The organism is Micromonospora sp. CNZ285, assembly GCF_004637285.1.
In genome coordinates this window covers 5,238,928-5,257,294 of the sequence record NZ_SPQD01000001.1, presented here as the reverse complement: position 1 = coordinate 5,257,294, position 18,367 = coordinate 5,238,928, and the positions used below count along the sequence as shown (strand labels likewise).

Sequence of the window (18,367 nt, the reverse complement as noted above, 5' to 3'; positions counted from 1 at the left end):
TGTGGCGGGCGCGGCACGCCGACGAGCGCGCCGGGTCGATGCGGTGCACCGGCCCGGCGTGCGCGTGGTCGGCGGTCAGTCGAACAGTTCGCCGAGGAAGCCGTGCTTCTTCTTGCGCCGGTAGTGGCCGTGGTAGCCGTAGTGCTGCTGCTGACCGTGGCCGTACGCGGGCTGCGCGTAGCCGTGGCCGGGCGGCGGCGGAGGAGGGGGCGGGGGGACGGCGCCGTAGCCGGGCTGGTGCGGCGCGGCGGCGGGCGGGGGCGGCGGGGGCGGTGGGTAGCCGGCTCCGGAGGGCGCGGCCTGCCGGGCGCCGCCGTGCTGCTGGTTCCAGTTGGCCTCGGCATCGAACAGCTTTTCCAGCTCGCCGCGGTCGAGGAAGATGCCCCGGCATTCGCCGCACTGGTCGATGACTACTCCGCTGCGCTCGTACTGGCGCATTTCTCCGCGGCACTTGGGACAGGTCATCTGCATGACAACGACGGTACCGGGTGTTTTCACGCAGTGGCGGTCAGCGCCTGCGTGACCTCGTCGTCGGAGACCTCGTGGAAGTCCTCGTAGTACGCGCCGACGGCGGCGAAGTCGTGCGGGAGTTGGCAGCTCACGACCGTGTCGGCGTCGGCGGCGAGCATGTCGTACGCCTGCTCGGAGCCGACCGGGACGGCGACCAGGACGCGGGCGGCGCCGAGGTGGCGGACGACCTGGACGGCGGCGCGGGCGGTGGCGCCGGTGGCGAGTCCGTCGTCGACGATGACGGCGGTGCGGCCGGTGAGGTCGAGCGGCGGGCGGCCGCCGCGGTAGCGCTGTTCGCGGCGTTCCAGTTCGGCCTGTTCGCGGCGGCGGACCTGGGCCCTGTCGTTCTCGCTGATCCGGCCGGCGACCATGTCATTGAGGACCTGGACGCCGCCGGGGCCGAGTGCGCCGTACGCGACCTCGGGTGCCCAGGGCACGCCGAGCTTGCGGACGACGAGGACGTCCAGTGGTGCGCCAAGCCGGTCGGCGACCACCCGGGCTACGGGTACGCCGCCGCGGACCAGGCCGAGGACGATGACGTCGGGGCGGCCGGCGAGGTCGGTGAGTCGCTCGGCGAGTTCACGTCCCGCTTCGGCCCGGTCGCGGTAGGTGGTCATTCCTCAGGTGTACGCCTTCCGGCCGGGTCGCGCGGGGCGGTTGCCGGGAATGTCGCCGGGTCGTCCGGTCGGGTGAGTGCCAGCGCGGGGGCGAGGACGAGCAGGGCGGCCGGGTAGAGCAGGTACCCGAAGCGCGTGGAGGGCATGAGCAGGATCGCGGCGAGTAGCCCGTACCCGCAGATGAGGGCGGTGGCGGCGGCGGTGCGGGGCGGGCGGCGCAGGAGCCGGACGGCGATGGCGAGTCCGGCGGCGACGAGCAGCGCGGCGGCGACGGCGCGTCCGGCCGGGAGTGTCTCGGCGATGAGGTGCCCGGGGAAGGGTGACTGGGCGGGGCTGGTGACGAGTCCGTGGCCGAGCGGGAAGCGCAGGACGTTCTCGACGAGGGCGTCGCGGTCGACGAGGAGTACCGGGACCAGTGCGAGGACGGGGAGGCCGATGGCGCCGAGGGCGGTGCGGAGTGCGGCCCGGCGGGTGGCGGCCCAGCAGATCAGCACGACGGCGACCGGCCAGGCGAAGAGTTTCAGGGCGCCGGCGGCGCCGACCGCGAGGCCGGCGCGGCCGGGCCGGCCGGCGGCGGCGAGTGCGAGGGCGAGGAGGCAGAGCGCGAGTACGGGGAGGTCGTCGCCGCCGGTGGCGAGGGTGAGCGCGCAGACGGGCAGGACGGTGGCGGCTTGGACGGCGCGCAGGACGGCGGCGTCGCGGCGGGGTGCGGCCGGGCCGCCGCCGGCGCGGAGGGTGGCGACGAGGGCGACGAGGGTGAGTGCGGTGACCACGGCGAACCAGACGCGGGAGTCGGTCCACCAGGCGTCGACGGCGGCCCGGGGCAGCCCGAACAGTGCCATGCCGGGCTGGTAGGGGGTGTAGCCGAGGAGTTGTTCGCCGGGGGGCAGGGCGGCGATGGCGTCGGGTCCGAGGTAGGGGGTGCCGTGTTCGGCGAGGCGGGCGCCGGCGTGTTCGACGACGATCACCTCCTCCTGGGCGCGGTCGGTGCGTCCGCCGGCGCGTTCGACGCTCTGCGTGATGACCGGCAGGAGCGCGGTGGCGGCCCAGGTGAGGCCGGCGACGGTCCAGCGTGCGGGCAGGCCGGCCAGTGGTGTGCCGGGGTCGCGGCGGCGGGCGAGCAGTTGGGTGGTCGCGGCGAGCGTGGCGAGGGCGTACCCGATGGTGGCGACGGTGCCCCAGGCGCGGTGCGGCGGCAGCGTGGCGGTGGCGGCGGTGATCGCGGCGAAGACGGTGGCGGCGGCGTAGAGGCCCAGGTCGAGGGCGAGGCCGCCGGCGGCGGTGTCGAGTGCCGACCAGCGGCGGGAGACGGGGGTTGCCGGGTCGGCGTGGGCGGTCACGCGGGCCAGTGTGGCAGACCGGCGGGGTGCCCCGGCCGGGTCAGGGTTGCCGGGCGTCGCTGGCGGCGGGGGGTGCCGGGCGGGTGCGGCCGGTGCGGCGGCCGGGGAGGCGGATGACGGCGCCGGTGTCGTGCAGCGCGGGTGCGAGCGCGCCGGTCCGGCCGCCGTGGCCGCGTTGGATGGCGGCGAGGAGCGCGGCGGCGGGCAGTGGCCGGGCGAACAGGTGGCCCTGCCCGGCGGCGCAGCCGAGTTCCCAGAGTGCGCGGCGTTGCGGTTCGCTCTCCACGCCTTCGGCGACGACGGTGAGGTCGAGGCTGCGGCCGAGGTCGAGGGTGGAGCGGATGACGGCGGCGGCTTCGGGCGCGGTCTCCATGGCGCCGACGAAGCTGCGGTCGATCTTCAGTTCGTGTACGGGGATGCGGGAGAGCAGGGAGAGCGACGAGTATCCGGTGCCGAAGTCGTCGAGCGCGAGCCGGACGCCGGAGTCCCGCAGCCGGCTGAGGACGCGATCGACGACGTCGAGTTGGCTGAGGGTGAGCGTCTCGGTCAGTTCCAGGACGAGCCGGTCCGGCGGGAGGTCGTGGGCGCGTAGCCGGGCCAGTACGGCGCCGGGGAAGCGGGCGTCGAGCAGGCTGCGCGGGGACACGTTCACCGAGACGGGCAGGTCGAAGCCGGCGTCGCGCCAGGAGCCGGCGGCGATGAGGGCCTGGTCGAGGATCGCCTCGGCGAAGGCGGGGAGCAGCCCGGAGCGTTCCACCGCTTCGAGGAAGCGCAGCGGGTCGATGAGCCCGTGGGTGGGGTGGTGCCAGCGGGCGAGTGCCTCGGCGCCGATCACCTCGCCGCTGCCCAGGTCGACGATGGGCTGGAAGTTGACGGTGAACTCGTGGTCGGCGACGGCTCGGGGCAGTTCGCCGCCGAGGGTGAGCCGGCTCAGGTCGGCGGTGTCGCGGGCCGGCGCGTACGTGGCGACGCGTTGGCCGGCGCGTTTGGCCTGGTACATGGCCACGTCGGCGCGGCGCAGCAGTTCGGCCATGCCGCCGGTGGCGGGGGCGACGGCGATGCCGCCGCTGGCTTCCACGCTGATCCGCATGCCGTCGAGGTCGAGCGGGTCGTGCAGCGCCGCGAGCAGGGCCTCGGCGCGGTGGGCGGCGACGGCGGGGGCGGGCAGGCCGCGCAGGAGTACGGCGAACTCGTCGCCGCCGAGCCGGGCGACCAGGTCGTCGGGGCGTGCGGCGCCGCGGAGGCGTTCGGCGACCTGGATCAGCACCCGGTCGCCGGCGCCGTGCCCGAGGGTGTCGTTCACTTCCTTGAAGTGGTTGAGGTCGATCAGCACCAGGGCGGTGACGCCGTCGGCGTGCCGGGTGGTGAGCTGGGCGCTGCCCTCGTCGAGCAGATGCCGCCGGTTGGACAGGCCGGTGAGGGCGTCGTGGGTGGCGGCGTAGGCGTGGTCCTCGGCGATGCGGGCGAGTTCGGCGTACGCCTGGGCGTTGCGGACCGCGGTGCAGAGGGCGGAGGCGAAGGTACGCAGGGTGTACTGCTCGCGTTCGGAGAGCTCGACCGGGCCGGCGAACCGCAGCCGGAGCACGCCGACGTCGACCGTCTTGTCGTGGCCTTCGAGGCGGTTCGTGAGTACCGAACCCTCGATCGCGCTCGGTTCGCCGGCCGGGCCGCGGTATGTGATCGCTCCTCCGACGCCGCGCACCACCAGTGCTTCCTCGCGTAGTTCGATTTCGACCTCGTCGGCGGAGAACAGCTCTGTCGCTTGTGTGACGGCTGTGGTGAGTACCCGATCTAGATCGACTACGTTCAATGCATCGGTCGTTCGGGCCAACCGTTGCCAGGCCTCCCGCTCGGCGCGATTACGAAGTCGGCTGGAGTAGGCGAGATGCAGGCTCAACACGAGCGGCGGCACGACGATCAGAAAGGTCGGGTCGATCCGGAGGATGAGCAGCGTGCACAGGATCACCGAGAAGCGGGCGAGCACGCTCGCCAGCCGGAGATCCAGCTGCTCCCGGAAGCGCTTGCGGATCGGTGTGCCGGTCGCGAAGGCGAGGACCGGGAAGGTGAGCAGCTCATCGAGGACGACGACGGTCACGTAGGCCAGCACCAGGGCGGGCAGTGAGCGGCCGATGGGTCCTGACCAGGGCCAGGACCAGCCGGCGGCGATGAGGACGACGCCTCCGGCCGCTGCCAGCGTCATCTCCTTGGCGACGCCGAAGGCCAGCTTGATCGGGGTGAGGCGACCGATCAGGCGGGTGATCGCGACACCCAGGCCGGTGGCGATGACGACCCACGGCACGGGTGCGACCGCAAGTCCGATCACGGAAGCCGCGTCCGTCCACGAGACGCCGTGAGTGGTGGCGCGAATGCGGATTCGCACATTCACCGTCGCGGCTACGGCTACGAGAAAAGTGATCGTGGCCGCGCGTGTGATGTTCTTCTGGGTTGCCAGGTCGCCTGCGGCGATCAGCCGGAAACTGACCAGCGTGGCCAGGCCGGCCACAAACACGACGAGACCGACAAGCAGCAAGAGCCGCCGATCGGTCCCATTGTCGCGTGCGTGGGCGCGAGTCACGTGGTCTGCCTCCACCGCGCTCGTTCGTAGCGGTGCGTGTGCTCGTACTGTACGGCCCGCTCAGGCGCCCCGGAAGTTCGCTTCACAGCCAGTCGTTGCCGCGCATGGCCTCGCCCTTCGTTCGACCCCCAGAACCGGCGATCACCGGCCCATCCGACGTCGAACATGTTATGGCTTTTAGGCCGGGATACATCTATTAGATGTCCATATGCGCATATTGCGCCAATGCACCTGGTTCTTGTTACGCTCGGTCTTTGGCTGGAGACTGAACGCATATTCAGCGCGCGCTTTCAAGTGGGATTATCGAGCCCTCATCACCGGGTGTCTCTAGCCGTTCGGTTTCGTCCTTCCGTAACATCCGCCACGACAACTCACAGAAAAAGCGCCGTTGCTCTCCGGCATCGGAACTCCTGTGGTGAATCGAGTGCTATCTTCCGTAAGTCTGCATTTCGTATAGTCCACACGGGTGCGAGTAATTTCGATTGGCGCGCGCCGCGCGGGGGGAACAGTTGGTGGATATCCGGCTGCTGGGTGTGCCGGAGGTGCGGCAGGGACCGGCCCCACTACCGCTCGGCACGCCCAAGCAGCAGACGGCGCTGGCGGTTCTGGTGCTGCACGGCGGCCAGCTGGTCACCGTCGACACGCTCGTCGACGAACTGTGGCCCGACGACCCACCCCGCTCCGCCTTGGCGAACGTACGGACGTACGTGGGCAACCTTCGGCGGACGTTCGATCGACACCACGGCCCGAACCTGGTTCGGCTCTCCGGCGGCTATCGCCTGGATGTGGACGACGAGCGGGTGGACGTGCGTCGTTTCGAGCACCTGACCGGTGAGGCGGCGTCGGCCTGGTCGGACGGGCAGCACGAACGTGTTGACGAGTTGCTCGGCCAAGGCGAACGTCTGTGGCGCGGTCCTCTGGTGGCCGGACTGCGGGTGGGGCCGGTTCTGACGGCGCGCCGGGCGGCACTGGAGGAGCAGCGGCTGGCGGCGATCGAGCTTCGTGCCCGGCTCGATGTCGCACTCGGCCGCACCAGAGCGGCCATCGCGCTACTCACCGACCACGTGAACAGCCATCCCTACCGGGAGCAGGCGCATGCGCTGCTGGCCAGTGCGCTGAAGGCGGACGGGGACGCGGGCGGTGCGCTCGCCGTCATCCAACGGGCCGAGTCGATTCTCATCCGGCAACTCGGCGTGGAGCCGGGAACCGAACTGCTCAGTCTGCGGAGGTCGTTACTGGGCCGGACCGCGGGGCACTCGCCGTCCGCCGCCAGGAAGGGCGGTCCTGAGCGGGGAGGTGTGGTCACCTCGAGCGCACGGCGGGTGCACCCTCGCCACCTTCCGCGGAGTACCGCTGATTTCATCGGCCGGCGAGAACTCGTCGAGCGAATGCTGGCGGAGATCGGAGCGTCGAGTGCCGGAGCGCCGACCGTACGTGTGATCGACGGTATGGCGGGCAGCGGCAAGACCCTCTTCGCGCTTCACCTGGGGCACCTGCTCAGCGACCGGTACCCGGACGGGCAGCTCTTCATCGATCTGCGGGGGCACACCGAGGGAGCCCCGGCCGAGCCGGGCGATGCCCTCACTGTGCTGCTTCGCCAACTGGAGGTACCGGCCGGCCGGATTCCCAGTGATCACGAGGAACGGGCCGAGTTGTGGCAGCGCGAGCTGCGGGGCCGCCGCGTCGTCCTCGTGCTGGACAACGCGGCCGACGGGCAGCAGGTGCGTCCGCTCCTGCCCGTCGGTTCAGGGTCGGCGGTGCTGGTGACCAGTCGTCGGCGGCTGTCGGTGGCCGACATCGGTCCGCCCGTCTCGCTTCCCGTGATGACCTCCGACGAGGCGGTGGAACTCCTGGCACGGACCGCCGGTACGGAGCGGATCAGCAAGGAACCGGATGCCGCGACGGAGGTGGCTCGCCGCTGCGGCCATCTGCCGCTGGCCGTCCGGCTGGCCGGCGGATGGTTGGCCCACCGGCCGGCCTGGCGGGTCGCCGACCTGGCTCGGCGGCTGGAGGCCGGAGGCACCGTGCTGCGGCAGTTGGCGGTGGAGCAGCAGACCGTCGCCGGCGCCTTCTCGGCCTCGTACGAGCACCTGAGCGAACCCGCGAAATGGCTGTTCCGGCTGATCGGCCTGCACCCGGGCGACTCCTTCGACGCGCGCATGGCCGCCGCTCTCGCCGCTCTCCCGCTCGACCGGACGGAACGGATGCTGGACGACCTCCTCGACCAGCACCTGATCGAGGAGGTCGCTCCGGGGCGCTACCGGATGCACGATCTGATGCGTCAGTACTCGGCCGAACTCTTCCGTGAGTCGACGGATCCCGCGCAGCGCCACGAGGCGGGCAACCGCCTGCTCGACCACGTCCTGCACCAGGTGGCGGTCCGGGCAAGCTCCCTGGACCAGCAGGTACTGGCTACCCACCTGCGCCTGAAGGCGCCGCTCCGCGCCGACCTGATCAACGAGACCGACAACTCGGACATCGAATGGTTGGAGCAGGAGCGGCTCAACCTCATCGCGCTGATCAAATTCGCCCTCCAGGAAGAGGGGCACTCGGGATACGCCTGGCGCCTGGCACGGGCCATGTGGCGGTTCTGCTACATGCGGGGGTACTTCGGTGACATCGTCGCCACCCACCAGACGGGCCTGACCGCTGCCGAGCGCAGCGGTGACCGCGCGGCACAGGCGGTCATGCACAACTACCTGGCGTCCGCGTACACCCGGACCGGCAGCTACCTGGACTCGCTGCGTCACCTCGAGGTGGCGGTGTCCATCTCCCGCGACCTGCACGACCGGCGCAACGAGCACCGTTACCGGGCGAACCTCGTGGTGGTCCACTGGCTCACGGGAAGCTCCGAGCAGTCGGTGAGTCTGGGACGGCAGTTGCTCCGGGAGGACACGCGGGGCGCGGTCGACCCGATCGTGGCCCTGCCCAACCTCGGGTACGCGCTGATCGCCGTCGGGCGGTATCCCGAAGCGCTCCGCGCCCACCGGCAGCACCTCTTCCTGGCTCGGTGCCAGGGCAACTGGTTTCACATGTCCAACGCGCTCGGTCACATCGCCTCGGTGGAGAACCGCCTCGGAAACCACCGCAAGGCGGCCCGTCTGATCGTGGCATCACTCCGGCTCCGCGAGCAGAACGGGCACCGGTTCGGTGAGGCGGAGGCTCGCAACGAACTCGGTATCGCGTACCGGCATCTGGGCCGGCTCGCAGAGGCACGAAGCCAGCACGAACTGGCTCTCGACCTGGCGAGGGACTCGGGTGACCGGCATGTGCAGGCGGCAGCGTCGAACGACCTCGGCCTGACACTGGCCGCGGCCGGACACGTCGACCAGGCCGTCTCCGCGCACCGTGAAGCCCTCGGCCTGGCCAGCCGCATCGCGCATCCCTACGAGCAGGGACGCGCCCTGAGTGCCCTGGCCGGTCATCTGGCCGGAACGGACGCCGCCGAAGCGGACCGCTACCGGCAGCGCGCGTTGGCGATCTTCGAGCGGATGGGTGCGCCGGAGCGCCACGACCTGCGCCGGCAGCTCGCCGAGACGCCTGCCTGAACCGGCTTATCGATTTCTTATCGCGGCGTTCGTTAGCGTCCCGGGCATCGGCCACGGGGAGGGTTCACCGCCAGAGCGGACCCGGCCGAACGAGGCCCCCACCGTCAGTTCCCCCCAGCGAATCGGCGGTGGGCAGGTGAGGGAGGGGCGTCGTGCACCGGCACCCGACACGACGCTCCTCCCCGCCGCCGGCCGGAGCACCCACGGCGTCGTACCCGGCGGATAGGGTCGGGCCGTGACCGAACCCGCGCAGCTCACCCACGTCGACCCGGCCGGTGCGGCCCGGATGGTCGACGTCTCCGCCAAGCCGGTCTCGGGCCGGCTCGCGGTCGCCGCCGGCCGCCTCCGCACCACCGCCGAGGTGGTGGAGTTGCTGCGCCGCGACGGCCTGCCCAAGGGCGACGCGCTCGCCGTCGGCCGGCTCGCCGGCATCATGGGCGCCAAGCGCACCCCCGACCTGATCCCGCTCTGCCACCCGATCGCGCTGCACGGCGTCACAGTCGACCTCGACCTCACCGCCGACACGGTGGAGATCACCGCCACCGCGAAGACCGCCGACCGCACGGGCGTGGAGATGGAGGCGCTGACCGCGGTGGCGGTCGCCGGGCTGGCCCTTGTCGACATGGTCAAGGCGGTCGACCCGGCCGCGTCGGTGGACGCCGTCCGGGTGCTCCGCAAGGAGGGCGGCAAGACCGGCGAGTGGGTCCGGCCGGAGGACCGGCCGTGATCCGGGCCCGGGTGATCGTGGCGTCGAACCGGGCCGCCGCCGGGGTCTACGAGGACACCAGCGGCCCAGTGCTCGTGACCGGGCTGCGGGAGCTGGGGTGCGAGGTCGACGAGCCGGTGGTGGTGCCGGACGGCGAACCGGTCGGCGACGCGCTGCGCGCCGCCCGCGCCGACGGCGTCGACGTGGTGCTGACCAGCGGCGGCACCGGCATCACCCCGACCGACCGCACGCCCGACGTGACCCGCGCGCTGCTCGACTACGAGATTCCCGGCATCGCCGAGGCGATCCGCGCGCACAGCCGCGACACCGTGCCGACGGCGGCGCTGTCCCGGGGCCTCGCCGGGGTGGCCGGCCGGACGCTCGTGGTCAACCTGCCCGGTTCACGCGGCGGCGCCCGGGACGGTCTGGCCGTGCTCGGGCCGATCCTGCGGCACGCCGTCGACCAGCTTCGCGGCGGCGACCACTGAACCCGCGAGGCACGTGCCCCGGCGTTAGGCTCGCCGGATGAGCACGGAAACCGAAGCCGCCGTGGCCGAGGCGGGCACGCCACCACCGGCCGGGTGGGAGGAGGCCCGCTCCCGGGTGTACGCGGTGGGCCTGTCCGCCGCGCTCCCCGCGGTCGCCCGTCCGCTGGCTGAGGCCGACGGGCACACCCTGGCCGAGTCGCTGACCACGCGTACCGACCTGCCCGCGTTCCCCACCTCCAGCGTGGACGGCTGGGCGGTACGCGGCGCGGGGCCGTGGCGAGTCGTCGGGCGGGTGCTCGCCGGGCAGACCGCACCCCCGTTGGAGGCGGACGGCAGCACGGTGGAGATCGCCACCGGCGCGATGGTCCCCGAGGGCACGACGGCGATCCTGCGGATCGAGGAGTCGACGCGGGCGGCGGACGGCCTGGTGGCCGGCACGCCCCGCCCGGCGCCGGAGTGGCGGGAGCCGGGCGAGGAGGCGTCCCTCGGGGAGGAGCTGCTGCCCGCCGGCACGCCGGTGGACCCGGCGGTGATCGGCCTGGCCGCCTCCTGCGGGCACGACACGCTGCGGGTCCGCCGCCCACCCCGGGCCGCGCTGCTGGTCTTCGGCGACGAACTGCTCACCTCGGGTCCGCCCGGCGCGGGCCGGGTCCGTGACGCGCTCGGCCCGTCGGTGCCGGCCTGGCTGCGCCGCTACGGCTGCCAGGTGCGCGCCGCCGACGTGGTCGGTCCGGTCGCCGACACGCTGCCCGCGCACGTGGCGGCGCTGCGGGGCGCGCTCGCCAACGCCGACCTGGTCTGCACGACCGGCGGCACCATGCACGGCCCGGTCGACCACCTGCATCCGACGCTGGAGGCGCTGGGCGCCGACTACGTGGTGAACACCGTGGCGGTGCGTCCGGGCTTCCCGATGCTGCTGGCCCGGCTGGTGGACGGCGACGGGCGGGTGCGGTTCGTGGCCGGCCTGCCCGGCAACCCGCAGTCGGCGGTGGTGGCGCTGGTGTCGCTCGTCGCGCCCCTGCTCGCCGGTCTCACCGGCCGGCAGATGCCGGTGCTGCCGCACGTGACACTGGCCGAGCCGATTCCCGGGCGCGGCGACTACACGCATCTGGCGCTGGCCCGCTGGGACCGCGTCGCCGGCACCGCGTACCCGGTGCGGCACGTCGGCTCGGCGATGCTGCGCGGGCTGGCCGGCGCGGACGGGTTCGCGGTGATCCGGCCCGGCACCAGCGGCGCGGCCGGCGACCGGGTGCCGCTGGTGCCGCTGCCGTTGACCCCCGGGGAGCGGTTCGGGTGAGCGCGACGAACGAGCCGACGGGAGACGTCGTGACAGTGGAAGCAGGCGTGGTGCTCGGCGCGGTGACCGACCGGCCGCTCGACCTGGCCGAACACGAGAAAACGGTCGCCGACCGCCGGGCCGGCGCGGTGGTGTCCTTCCAGGGCGTGGTCCGCGACCACGACCACGGACGGGCGGTCACCCGGCTGGAGTACGAGGGCCACCCCACCGCGGAGGCGGTGCTGCGCGAGGTGGCGGCCGAGATCGCGGCCGACCCGCAGGTGTACGCGGTGGCGGTGTCGCACCGGATCGGCCCGCTGGAGATCGGGGACGTGGCACTGGTGGCGGCGGTCAGCACGGCGCACCGGGCGGCCGCGTTCGCCGCCTGCGCCCGGCTGGTCGACGAGGTGAAGGCGCGGCTGCCGATCTGGAAGCGGCAGGTCTTCGACGACGGCACCGAGGAGTGGGTGAACTGCCCTTGAACCGGGCCGGCTCAGCGCCGGCCGGCGAGCGCGGCGGTGCGGCCCAGCCGCTCGTGGTAGAACGCCGGCTCGGCGCCGGGACGCCACGGCAGCGCCGCGACGAGCACGATCAGCGCGATGGCCAGGGAGTTCTCCATCAGCGCGCCGAACAGGCCGTCCTGATAGTGGGACACCTCGGGGAGCTGGTGCTCGTACGGCCAGATCGGTGAGATCAGGAACAGCAGGTAGAGCCCGAGCGCGCCGACGCCGTGGCGCAGGCCGGTCAACGTCGGGTACCAGATCGGTGGGCGCAGCGCCGGCACGCCGTTTGCCGAGGGGCCGCCGGTGCCGCGCAGGGGCAGGCCGCGACTGGCTTCGCGGCGGCGTACCGCGGCGTCGGCCAGGACGATGATCGACGGGATGACCCAGATCAGGTGGTGCGACCAGGAGATCGGGCTGATCACGTTGGCGGTGAGCCCGACCAGCGTGAACGCGGTCAGCTCGTCGCCGTCGGCGCGGGCGCTCATCGCACGGGACAGGCCCAGCGCCAGGATCAGCACCGAGAACGCCAGCCAGAGCAGGCCGGGCGTCTCGATCGAGTCGTAGAGCCGCGCCAGCAGACCGGCGAGGGACTGGTTGGCTGTCATGTCCGCCGCGCCGACCCGCTCGGTCTGCCAGAGCACGCCGGTGAAGTACGCGCGGGACTCCTCACCGAGCACGCCGAACGTCGCGATGGTCACGCCGATCGTGGTGCCCACAGCGGTGAGCGCGGCCCGCCACTGCCGGGTGAGCATCAGGTACGCCACGAACAGCGCCGGGGTGAGCTTGACCGCCGTGGCGAGGCCGATGCCCACACCGGCCCAGGCGCCGCTGTAGACGAACCGGGCCAGCGGCGAGTCGGCCGTCTCGTAGTGGGTGCCCCGCTTGGCCCGCCAGCGCAGGCCCACCAAGTCCGCCATGATCAGCGCGAACAGCAGCAGGTTGACCTGCCCGTAGCCGAGCGTCTCCCGGGACGGCTCGATGGCGACGGCGAGCGGGGTGGCGATGCCGACCGTGAACCAGAGCGGCCAGCCGAGGCGGTCCACGATGGGGCGTAGCAGTGCGGCGAGGACGACGGTGAGCGCGCCGATGCTGGCGAGCGCGTTGACGAAGCCGGCGCCGTCCACCGGTAGCCAGGTCATCGGCAGCATGACCATCGCGGCGAACGGCGGGTAGGTGAAGCCCAGCGTGGTCGACGGCGCGACGAAGTCGTACAGCTCGTTGCCGCCGGCCCACCACAGCACCGCGCCGTGGTAGATCTTCATGTCGAAGAAGTTGTACGGCCGTCCGAAAGCGCCGATGGCGAGCCACGCGGCGTACGACACGGCGGCGACGACGCCGAGACGCACGACGATCCGGCGGTCGACGCGGGAGGTCGGGGCGAGGCGGTTGGTCCGTCTACCGACTGTCGCCGGCATGGCGTGGCCACCCCCGTACCAAGGTCGTCGTACCCGTCCAGGTCCAGAACGGAGCCTAGAACGGCGCCTCACGTTGCTGCCTCCCGCGTTACGCGACCGTGTCCGATCCCACACGTGTTTTTGACATTTCCACCGCGTTAACGGGTCTCGGACGGTTCAGGTGATTGGTGGCCTTGCGGGGGGTGGTAGGCCGTACGAACGCTGGTCAGCCGGGCATGCGGCGGGCGGTCGCCGCGGAGCGTACGGCGATCTTCGCCTCGCGGCGCGCCGTGCGGACCGCGCGTGTGACCGACCGGCGCGAGTGGTCGATCCGGTGGCCGGCGCGCCAGCGCAGGCCCGGCTTGCCCTCGGTGTCGGCGGCGGCGAGGAGGAGGCCGCCGAGCAGGCCGAGGTTCTTCAGGAAGTGGATCTGGTTGTTGTTGCGGGCGGCCGGGTCGTCGTTGTTCCAGAAGGCGTGCCCGGCGGCGGTGGTCGGGATCAGCGTGCCCGCGAGCACCAGCGCGGCCGGACGGGTGAACCGGCCGGTGGCGAGCATCAGGCCGCCGACGAGCTGGGTGGCGGCGTTGGCCCGGATCAGCGAAACCGTGTCGGTGGGGATGCGGGGGTGCACGTTCTGGATCAGCGGGGCGACCTTCCCGGTGACCGGTTCCGCGGCCTGCACCAGGCGTTCCGGGTTGCGCAGGTTGCGGGCGCCGCTGACCACGAAGATGCCGCTCAACATGACTCGGGCGAGGGAGCGCACGGGCTTCATGGCTCAGTCTTACCCCGTCGGGGGCGTCGTCATCCCCGCAACACACGAAAGGTATCGGCCGACGTGGACGTCCGAACGGTATCGATTTCAGCGACCGTCGCGGATGGACCGGTCGCGTTCGGTAAGGTCGCGCGGGTGACGACGCTGCGACTGCGCCCCGAGGGCCCCGCCGACGAGGCGCCGGTGGCCCGGGTGCTGGCCGCCGCCTTCGCCCGCCCCGACGTGGCCACCCCACCGGAGGTCGGCCTGGTCGAGGAGCTGCGGCACAGCCCGGCGTGGATTCCGGAGCTGGCCATGGTCGCCGAGTACGGCGGCGAGGTGGTGGCGTACGCGCTGCTCACGCGTGTCGGCGTGCGCACCGAACGCGGCACCTGGCCGGCGCTGGCCCTGGGGCCGGTGGCGGTGGCGCGGCACCGGCAGCGGCTGGGGCACGGCACGGCGGCGGTGCAGGCGGCGCTCGATGCCGCGACCGAGCTGGGTGAACGGCTGGTGGTGGTGCTGGGCGACCCGGCCTACTACCGGCGGTTCGGGTTCGGTCCGGCGGACCGGCTGGGCCTGACCAGCCCCTGGTCCGGGCTGGGGGAGCCGTGGCAGGCGCTGGTGCTGCCGCCGTCGGTGAGCGGCGAGCCGCCACCGCCGGCCGGCGAGGTGGTCTTCCCGCCGCCGTGGTCGCGGGTCTGAGCCGTCAGGCGGGCTGGGTACGCAGGTAGCGGCCGAAGTGCGGCACGGTGAACGCCACGGTTCCCCGCTCGCCGGAGTAGATCAGCCCCTTCTTGATCAGCGCGTCACGCGCCGGGGACAGGCTGGCCGGTTTGCGGCCGAGCGCGCGGGCGATCTCTGCGGTCGGCACCGCCGCGTCCATGTCGTCCCGGCCGCCCTCCTCGCCGTCCACCAGCGCCAGCGTGGCCATCGCGCGCATGTACTCGCGCTCGGCAGGCGTGGCCCGCTCGAACCGGGAGCCGAAGAACCCCACCGCCAGTTCGGCCTCCGCCTCGGGCGCGGCGACCCGGACGTCCGCCGCGGTGATCGGGGAGCGGGGCGCGTGGTCCCAGGTGGCCTTGCCGTACGCCTGGACGAAGTAGGGATAACCACCGGACTTCTCGTAGAGCAGGTCGAGGGCCTTCTGCTCGTACTCGACCTCCTCCCGCTCAGCCGGCGCGCAGAGCGCCTGGTCGGCGGCGATCCGGTCGAGCCGGTCGATGCGCTGGTAGCGGTAGAGCCGCTCGGAGTACGACTTGGCGGCGCTGAGCACGGCCGGCAGGTGCGGCAGGCCCGCGCCCACGACGATGAGCGGCGCGCCGAGCTGGGACAGCTCGTGGCAGGCGGCGCAGAGCGCGGAGACGTCCTCGGCGCCGACGTCCTGCATCTCGTCGATGAAGATCGCGATGCCGGTGCCGACGTCGGTGGCGACCGCCGCCGCGTCGCTGAGCAGTTCGACCAGGTCGATCTCGATGTCGCCGGAGTCGGCGCGGCCACTGCTCGCCGGTACGTCGATGCCGGGCTGCCAGCGGTCGCGCAGCTTGGGTGCCGCGCCGGCCCGCCCGGTGGGGGTGGAGCGTTGCGCGAACGCCTTGAGGACGCCGAGGAACGCGTCGATCCGGTCCGGTGCGCGGTGCCGGGGCGCGAGTTCGCGGACCGCCATGTGCAGCGCGGCGGCGATCGGGCGGCGCAGCGACTGGTCCGGCCGGGCCTCGATCTTGCCGGTGCCCCAGAGGTGGTTGATCGCCTCGGAGCGCAGCGTGTTGAGCAGGACCGTCTTGCCGACTCCCCGCAGGCCCGTGAGCATCAGGCTGCGTTCGGGGCGACCGCGGGCGATCCGTTCCAGCACCACGTCGAAGACGTCCAGTTCCCGCCCCCGCCCGGCGAGTTCGGGCGGGCGCTGGCCGGCGCCCGGTGCGTACGGGTTGCGGACCGGATCCACGAATCGCACAGTATCGGGTTCTCTAGCGGCCAGGCTAGATGCGCGTAGAGGCGGCTACCGCGTGTCGGCCTCGATGCAAAACTAGGGCTGTCTAGCATCCACGCTAGACAGCCCTAGTTTTGGTTACCGACAGGCGCGCAGGGTCAGCGGCGCTTCAGGCAGAGCACGAAGTCGAGCGTGTCAAGCTCACTGTCGAAGAAGTACCAGTCGGTGTAACCGGCCACCTTCCCGCACTTCGCCTCCGCGTCCTTCTTGCCGCTCGTCGCGCCGTCGATGCGGCGCAGCACCTCGTACGTCTTCGGGGCGCAGTCGGCGATCACCAGCTTCGGCTGGCCGCCGCCACCCTCGTTGGCGACGCACTGGCCCGCCTTGACGAAACGCGGATCGGTCGACGAGGCCGGGGCCGCCGTCGTGGGCGTCGTGTCGGCCGGCTCGCTCGGCGGCGCGGCCTCGCCTGTCGGATCCGCAGCCGGCGGAGTGGCCGCTGTCGTGCCGCCGGTCGGCTTCTGCTCGTCCCGGCCCAGCATCCAGTACGCCCCGGCGCCGCCCAGCAGCAGCACGGCCAGCACGATCACCACCACCAGCAGCGGGCCCTTCCCGCGCTTCGGCGGCGTCGGCTCGGCGTACGGCGGCTGACCACCCCCGTACTGCGGCCCGGCATAGGGGTCACCCGGGTGGCCCTGCTGCGGGGGCCAGGCCGGGCCCGGCTCGAAGCGCTGCGTCGGCGGCCCGTACTGATCGGCCGGCGGGCCGTACCGGTCGGCGGGCGCGTGCTGCTGGATGGGCGGCCCGTACTGGTCGGCGGGCGGGCCGTACGGCCGCGCGCCCGGCGGGCCGTACCGCGGATCCGGCTCCGGGGCGTAACGCGGATCGCCCTGCGGGGCGTAGCGGGGATCGGGCTGCGGGGCGTAGCCGTCGTCGGGCCGTCCCCAGGGGTCGGGAGAGCCGCCGCCCGGTGGACCGAAGTTCGACATGAACGCCTCCTGCGTACGCCAGTGCTGAGAGGCCGGCCACCAACTGGGGACGCCGACGCCGTGGTCACCGTAGCGTGGTCCCACGATGAGCTCACGCCCCACGAGTGCGACGAACGTTGTCGATTCCGCGACGCCGCCGGCCCGCACCGCCCTGATCTGGACCGCACTCGTGCTGGTCTACCTGCTCTGGGGCTCGACATACCTGGGCATCCGGGTAGCCGTCGAGTCCCTGCCGCCACTGATCTCCGCGGCCATGCGGTTCGCCGCCGCCGCGGTGGTGCTCGCCGTCGTGCTGCGCCTGCGACGTGGACCCGGCGCGTTGCGGGTGCCCGCGCGCCGCGTCGGTTCCGCCGCGCTGATCGGTGTGCTGCTGCTCGCAGGCGGCAACGGTCTGGTGGTGCTCGCCGAGTCCGGCCCGCCCGGGACCGCCGTACCGTCCGGTGTGGCGGCGCTGCTCGTCGCCACCGTGCCGCTGCTCGTGGTGCTGCTGCGGACGGCGGGCGGGGACCGGCCGCGACCCTGGACGTTCCTCGGGGTGGCGCTCGGCTTCGCCGGCCTGGTCCTGCTCGTGCTGCCCCGCGACGGGGTCGACGGCGTGCCGGTGGCGGGCGCGCTGACCGTGGTCGCCGCGGCGGCGAGCTGGTCGGTCGGCTCGTACCTGTCCGGGAAGATCCTGATGCCCGCCGACCCGTTCGTGGCCACCGTCTACGAGATGGTCGCGGGCGCGGCGGTGCTCGCGCTCGTCGGCGTGGCCCGGGGCGAGCTGCGCGGCTTCTCCTTCGCGGACGTGACCGGGCGGTCCTGGGCGGCGATGGCCTACCTGATGGTGGCCGGTTCGCTGGTCGCCTTCACCGCGTACGTCTGGCTGCTCGCGCACGCGCCGATCTCCCTGGTCTCCACGTACGCGTACGTGAATCCGGTGGTCGCGGTGGCGCTCGGCGCGTTGTTCGTCGCCGAACCGATCACCTCGCAGGTGCTGATGGGCGGCGCGGTCATCGTGGTCGGCGTGGCGGTGGTGGTGAGCACCGAGCGACCCCGCCGGTCCCCGCCACCCCCCGTCGACGGGACGGCCGGGGAGCCCGCCGGGCGGTAGCGTCCCGGCCCGTGTCGGCGCTGCTGGTGACGGGGATCGCGCTGCTGGGTGCGGCGGCCGGGTGGGCGGCGGTTCCGGTCGGCCGGGCGTTCTGCGCCGGCCGGATCGCCGGACGGCACGCGCCGGGCCGGGGCGTCCTCGCGCTCGTCGGCGCCGTGGTGTTCGGCGGGCTCGCCACCAGGGGCGCCGACCCGGTGCTGCCCGCGCTGCTGCTGGTCGCCGCCACCGGGCTGGTCCTCACGGTCACCGACCTGACCGCGCTACGGCTGCCCGATCCGCTCGTCGGCGTGGTCGCGCTCGGTGGCGGGCTCGGCCTCACCGCTGCGACGGCGGCGACCGGCGAACCGCGCCGCCTGGCCGTCGCGGTGGCCGGGGGCGCGCTCTCCTTCATCGGGTACGCGCTGCTGGCCCTGCTGCCCCGCGCCCGGCTCGGCTTCGGCGACGTGAAGCTCGCCGCCGCGCTCGGACTGCCGCTGGGCTGGCTCGGCTGGCCGGCACTGCGCCTCGGGCTGCTCCTGCCGCACGTGCTCGCCGGAGTCACGGTGCTGGTCCTGCTCGCCGCCGGCCGGGTACGCCGGGACACGCCGGTGCCGTTCGGCCCGGCGCTGCTCGGCGGCGCGTGGCTCGCCGCCGTCCTCGGCTGACGCGCG

16 protein-coding genes are annotated in these 18,367 nt (G+C 73.0%); 8 read left to right on the top strand and 8 right to left on the bottom strand.

The genetic code is table 11. From position 1 onward, the window contains the following. Positions 1 to 75: 75 nt before the first annotated feature. From CLT75_RS23960 to CLT75_RS23945, 4 genes are read right to left on the bottom strand one after another with little or no spacing between them, the layout of a single operon-like run. Entirely contained in the window at positions 76 to 471 is a 396-nt protein-coding gene (locus CLT75_RS23960) for a TFIIB-type zinc ribbon-containing protein (protein ID WP_030499471.1), read from the bottom strand. Positions 472 to 494: 23 nt separating this feature from the next. Then, positions 495 to 1,127 carry a phosphoribosyltransferase gene (locus tag CLT75_RS23955; protein ID WP_135242569.1) on the bottom strand — a complete coding sequence of 211 codons (633 nt, stop codon included), beginning with the start codon at positions 1,125 to 1,127 and terminating at the stop codon, positions 495 to 497. Further along, positions 1,124 to 2,467: a glycosyltransferase 87 family protein gene (locus CLT75_RS23950; protein WP_135242568.1), complete on the bottom strand. Its 1,344-nt coding sequence runs from the start codon at positions 2,465 to 2,467 to the stop codon at positions 1,124 to 1,126. The genes CLT75_RS23955 and CLT75_RS23950 overlap by 4 nt, the downstream gene beginning before the upstream one ends. 40 nt (positions 2,468 to 2,507) lie before the next feature. After that, the gene (locus CLT75_RS23945) at positions 2,508 to 5,042 is read right to left on the bottom strand and encodes a bifunctional diguanylate cyclase/phosphodiesterase (protein ID WP_135242567.1); all 2,535 of its coding nucleotides are present in this window, start codon (positions 5,040 to 5,042) and stop codon (positions 2,508 to 2,510) included. Positions 5,043 to 5,524: 482 nt separating this feature from the next. On the opposite strand from CLT75_RS23945, the gene CLT75_RS23940 reads away from it, so the two are divergent. The 5 genes from CLT75_RS23940 (at position 5,525) to CLT75_RS23920 (ending at position 11,542) form a co-directional block, all read left to right on the top strand. Next, on the top strand, positions 5,525 to 8,590 hold the full coding sequence (locus CLT75_RS23940) for an AfsR/SARP family transcriptional regulator (RefSeq protein WP_486485261.1): 3,066 nt from the start codon (positions 5,525 to 5,527) through the stop codon (positions 8,588 to 8,590). A 235-nt stretch (positions 8,591 to 8,825) separates the two neighbouring features. After that, on the top strand, positions 8,826 to 9,317 hold the full coding sequence (gene moaC, locus CLT75_RS23935; RefSeq protein ID WP_013289345.1) for a cyclic pyranopterin monophosphate synthase MoaC: 492 nt from the start codon (positions 8,826 to 8,828) through the stop codon (positions 9,315 to 9,317). After that, positions 9,314 to 9,784, top strand: a complete 471-nt coding sequence (locus tag CLT75_RS23930; RefSeq protein ID WP_135242566.1) for a MogA/MoaB family molybdenum cofactor biosynthesis protein — start codon at positions 9,314 to 9,316, stop codon at positions 9,782 to 9,784. Before moaC ends, CLT75_RS23930 begins: the two co-directional genes overlap by 4 nt. Positions 9,785 to 9,821: 37 nt before the next feature. Further along, positions 9,822 to 11,081 carry a molybdopterin molybdotransferase MoeA gene (locus CLT75_RS23925; RefSeq protein ID WP_135242565.1) on the top strand — a complete coding sequence of 420 codons (1,260 nt, stop codon included), beginning with the start codon at positions 9,822 to 9,824 and terminating at the stop codon, positions 11,079 to 11,081. A gap of 35 nt (positions 11,082 to 11,116) precedes the next feature. Further along, on the top strand, positions 11,117 to 11,542 hold the full coding sequence (locus CLT75_RS23920; RefSeq protein WP_486485365.1) for a molybdenum cofactor biosynthesis protein MoaE: 426 nt from the start codon (positions 11,117 to 11,119) through the stop codon (positions 11,540 to 11,542). 11 nt (positions 11,543 to 11,553) lie between these two features. Here the strand turns inward: CLT75_RS23920 and CLT75_RS23915 are convergent, their stop codons facing one another. Together CLT75_RS23915 and CLT75_RS23910 are read right to left on the bottom strand one after the other, a co-directional pair. Continuing rightward, entirely contained in the window at positions 11,554 to 12,978 is a 1,425-nt protein-coding gene (locus CLT75_RS23915) for a glycosyltransferase 87 family protein (RefSeq protein ID WP_135242563.1), read from the bottom strand. 205 nt (positions 12,979 to 13,183) lie between these two features. Continuing rightward, on the bottom strand, positions 13,184 to 13,729 hold the full coding sequence (locus CLT75_RS23910; protein ID WP_135242562.1) for a DoxX family protein: 546 nt from the start codon (positions 13,727 to 13,729) through the stop codon (positions 13,184 to 13,186). A 135-nt stretch (positions 13,730 to 13,864) separates the two neighbouring features. Here CLT75_RS23910 and CLT75_RS23905 point away from each other — a divergent pair, with 135 nt between their 5' ends. Then, a complete protein-coding gene (locus CLT75_RS23905) occupies positions 13,865 to 14,410 on the top strand; it encodes a GNAT family N-acetyltransferase (RefSeq protein ID WP_135242561.1) in 546 nt (181 codons plus the stop codon). A 4-nt stretch (positions 14,411 to 14,414) separates the two neighbouring features. On the opposite strand, the gene CLT75_RS23900 is transcribed toward CLT75_RS23905, so the two are convergent. Together CLT75_RS23900 and CLT75_RS23895 are read right to left on the bottom strand one after the other, a co-directional pair. Beyond that, positions 14,415 to 15,650 (bottom strand): ATP-binding protein, encoded by a 1,236-nt coding sequence (locus CLT75_RS23900; RefSeq protein WP_030269512.1) that lies wholly within the window; start codon positions 15,648 to 15,650, stop codon positions 14,415 to 14,417. 143 nt (positions 15,651 to 15,793) lie between these two features. Then, positions 15,794 to 16,624, bottom strand: a complete 831-nt coding sequence (locus CLT75_RS23895; RefSeq protein ID WP_135242560.1) for an LppU/SCO3897 family protein — start codon at positions 16,622 to 16,624, stop codon at positions 15,794 to 15,796. Positions 16,625 to 16,709: 85 nt separating this feature from the next. Between CLT75_RS23895 and CLT75_RS23890 the strand changes: the two genes are divergently transcribed. Both CLT75_RS23890 and CLT75_RS23885 read left to right on the top strand, forming a co-directional pair. Beyond that, positions 16,710 to 17,717 (top strand): EamA family transporter, encoded by a 1,008-nt coding sequence (locus CLT75_RS23890; protein ID WP_486485260.1) that lies wholly within the window; start codon positions 16,710 to 16,712, stop codon positions 17,715 to 17,717. An 11-nt stretch (positions 17,718 to 17,728) separates the two neighbouring features. After that, complete coding sequence (locus CLT75_RS23885; RefSeq protein WP_135242559.1) at positions 17,729 to 18,361, top strand: prepilin peptidase; 633 nt, start codon at positions 17,729 to 17,731, stop codon at positions 18,359 to 18,361. Positions 18,362 to 18,367 lie beyond the last annotated feature (6 nt).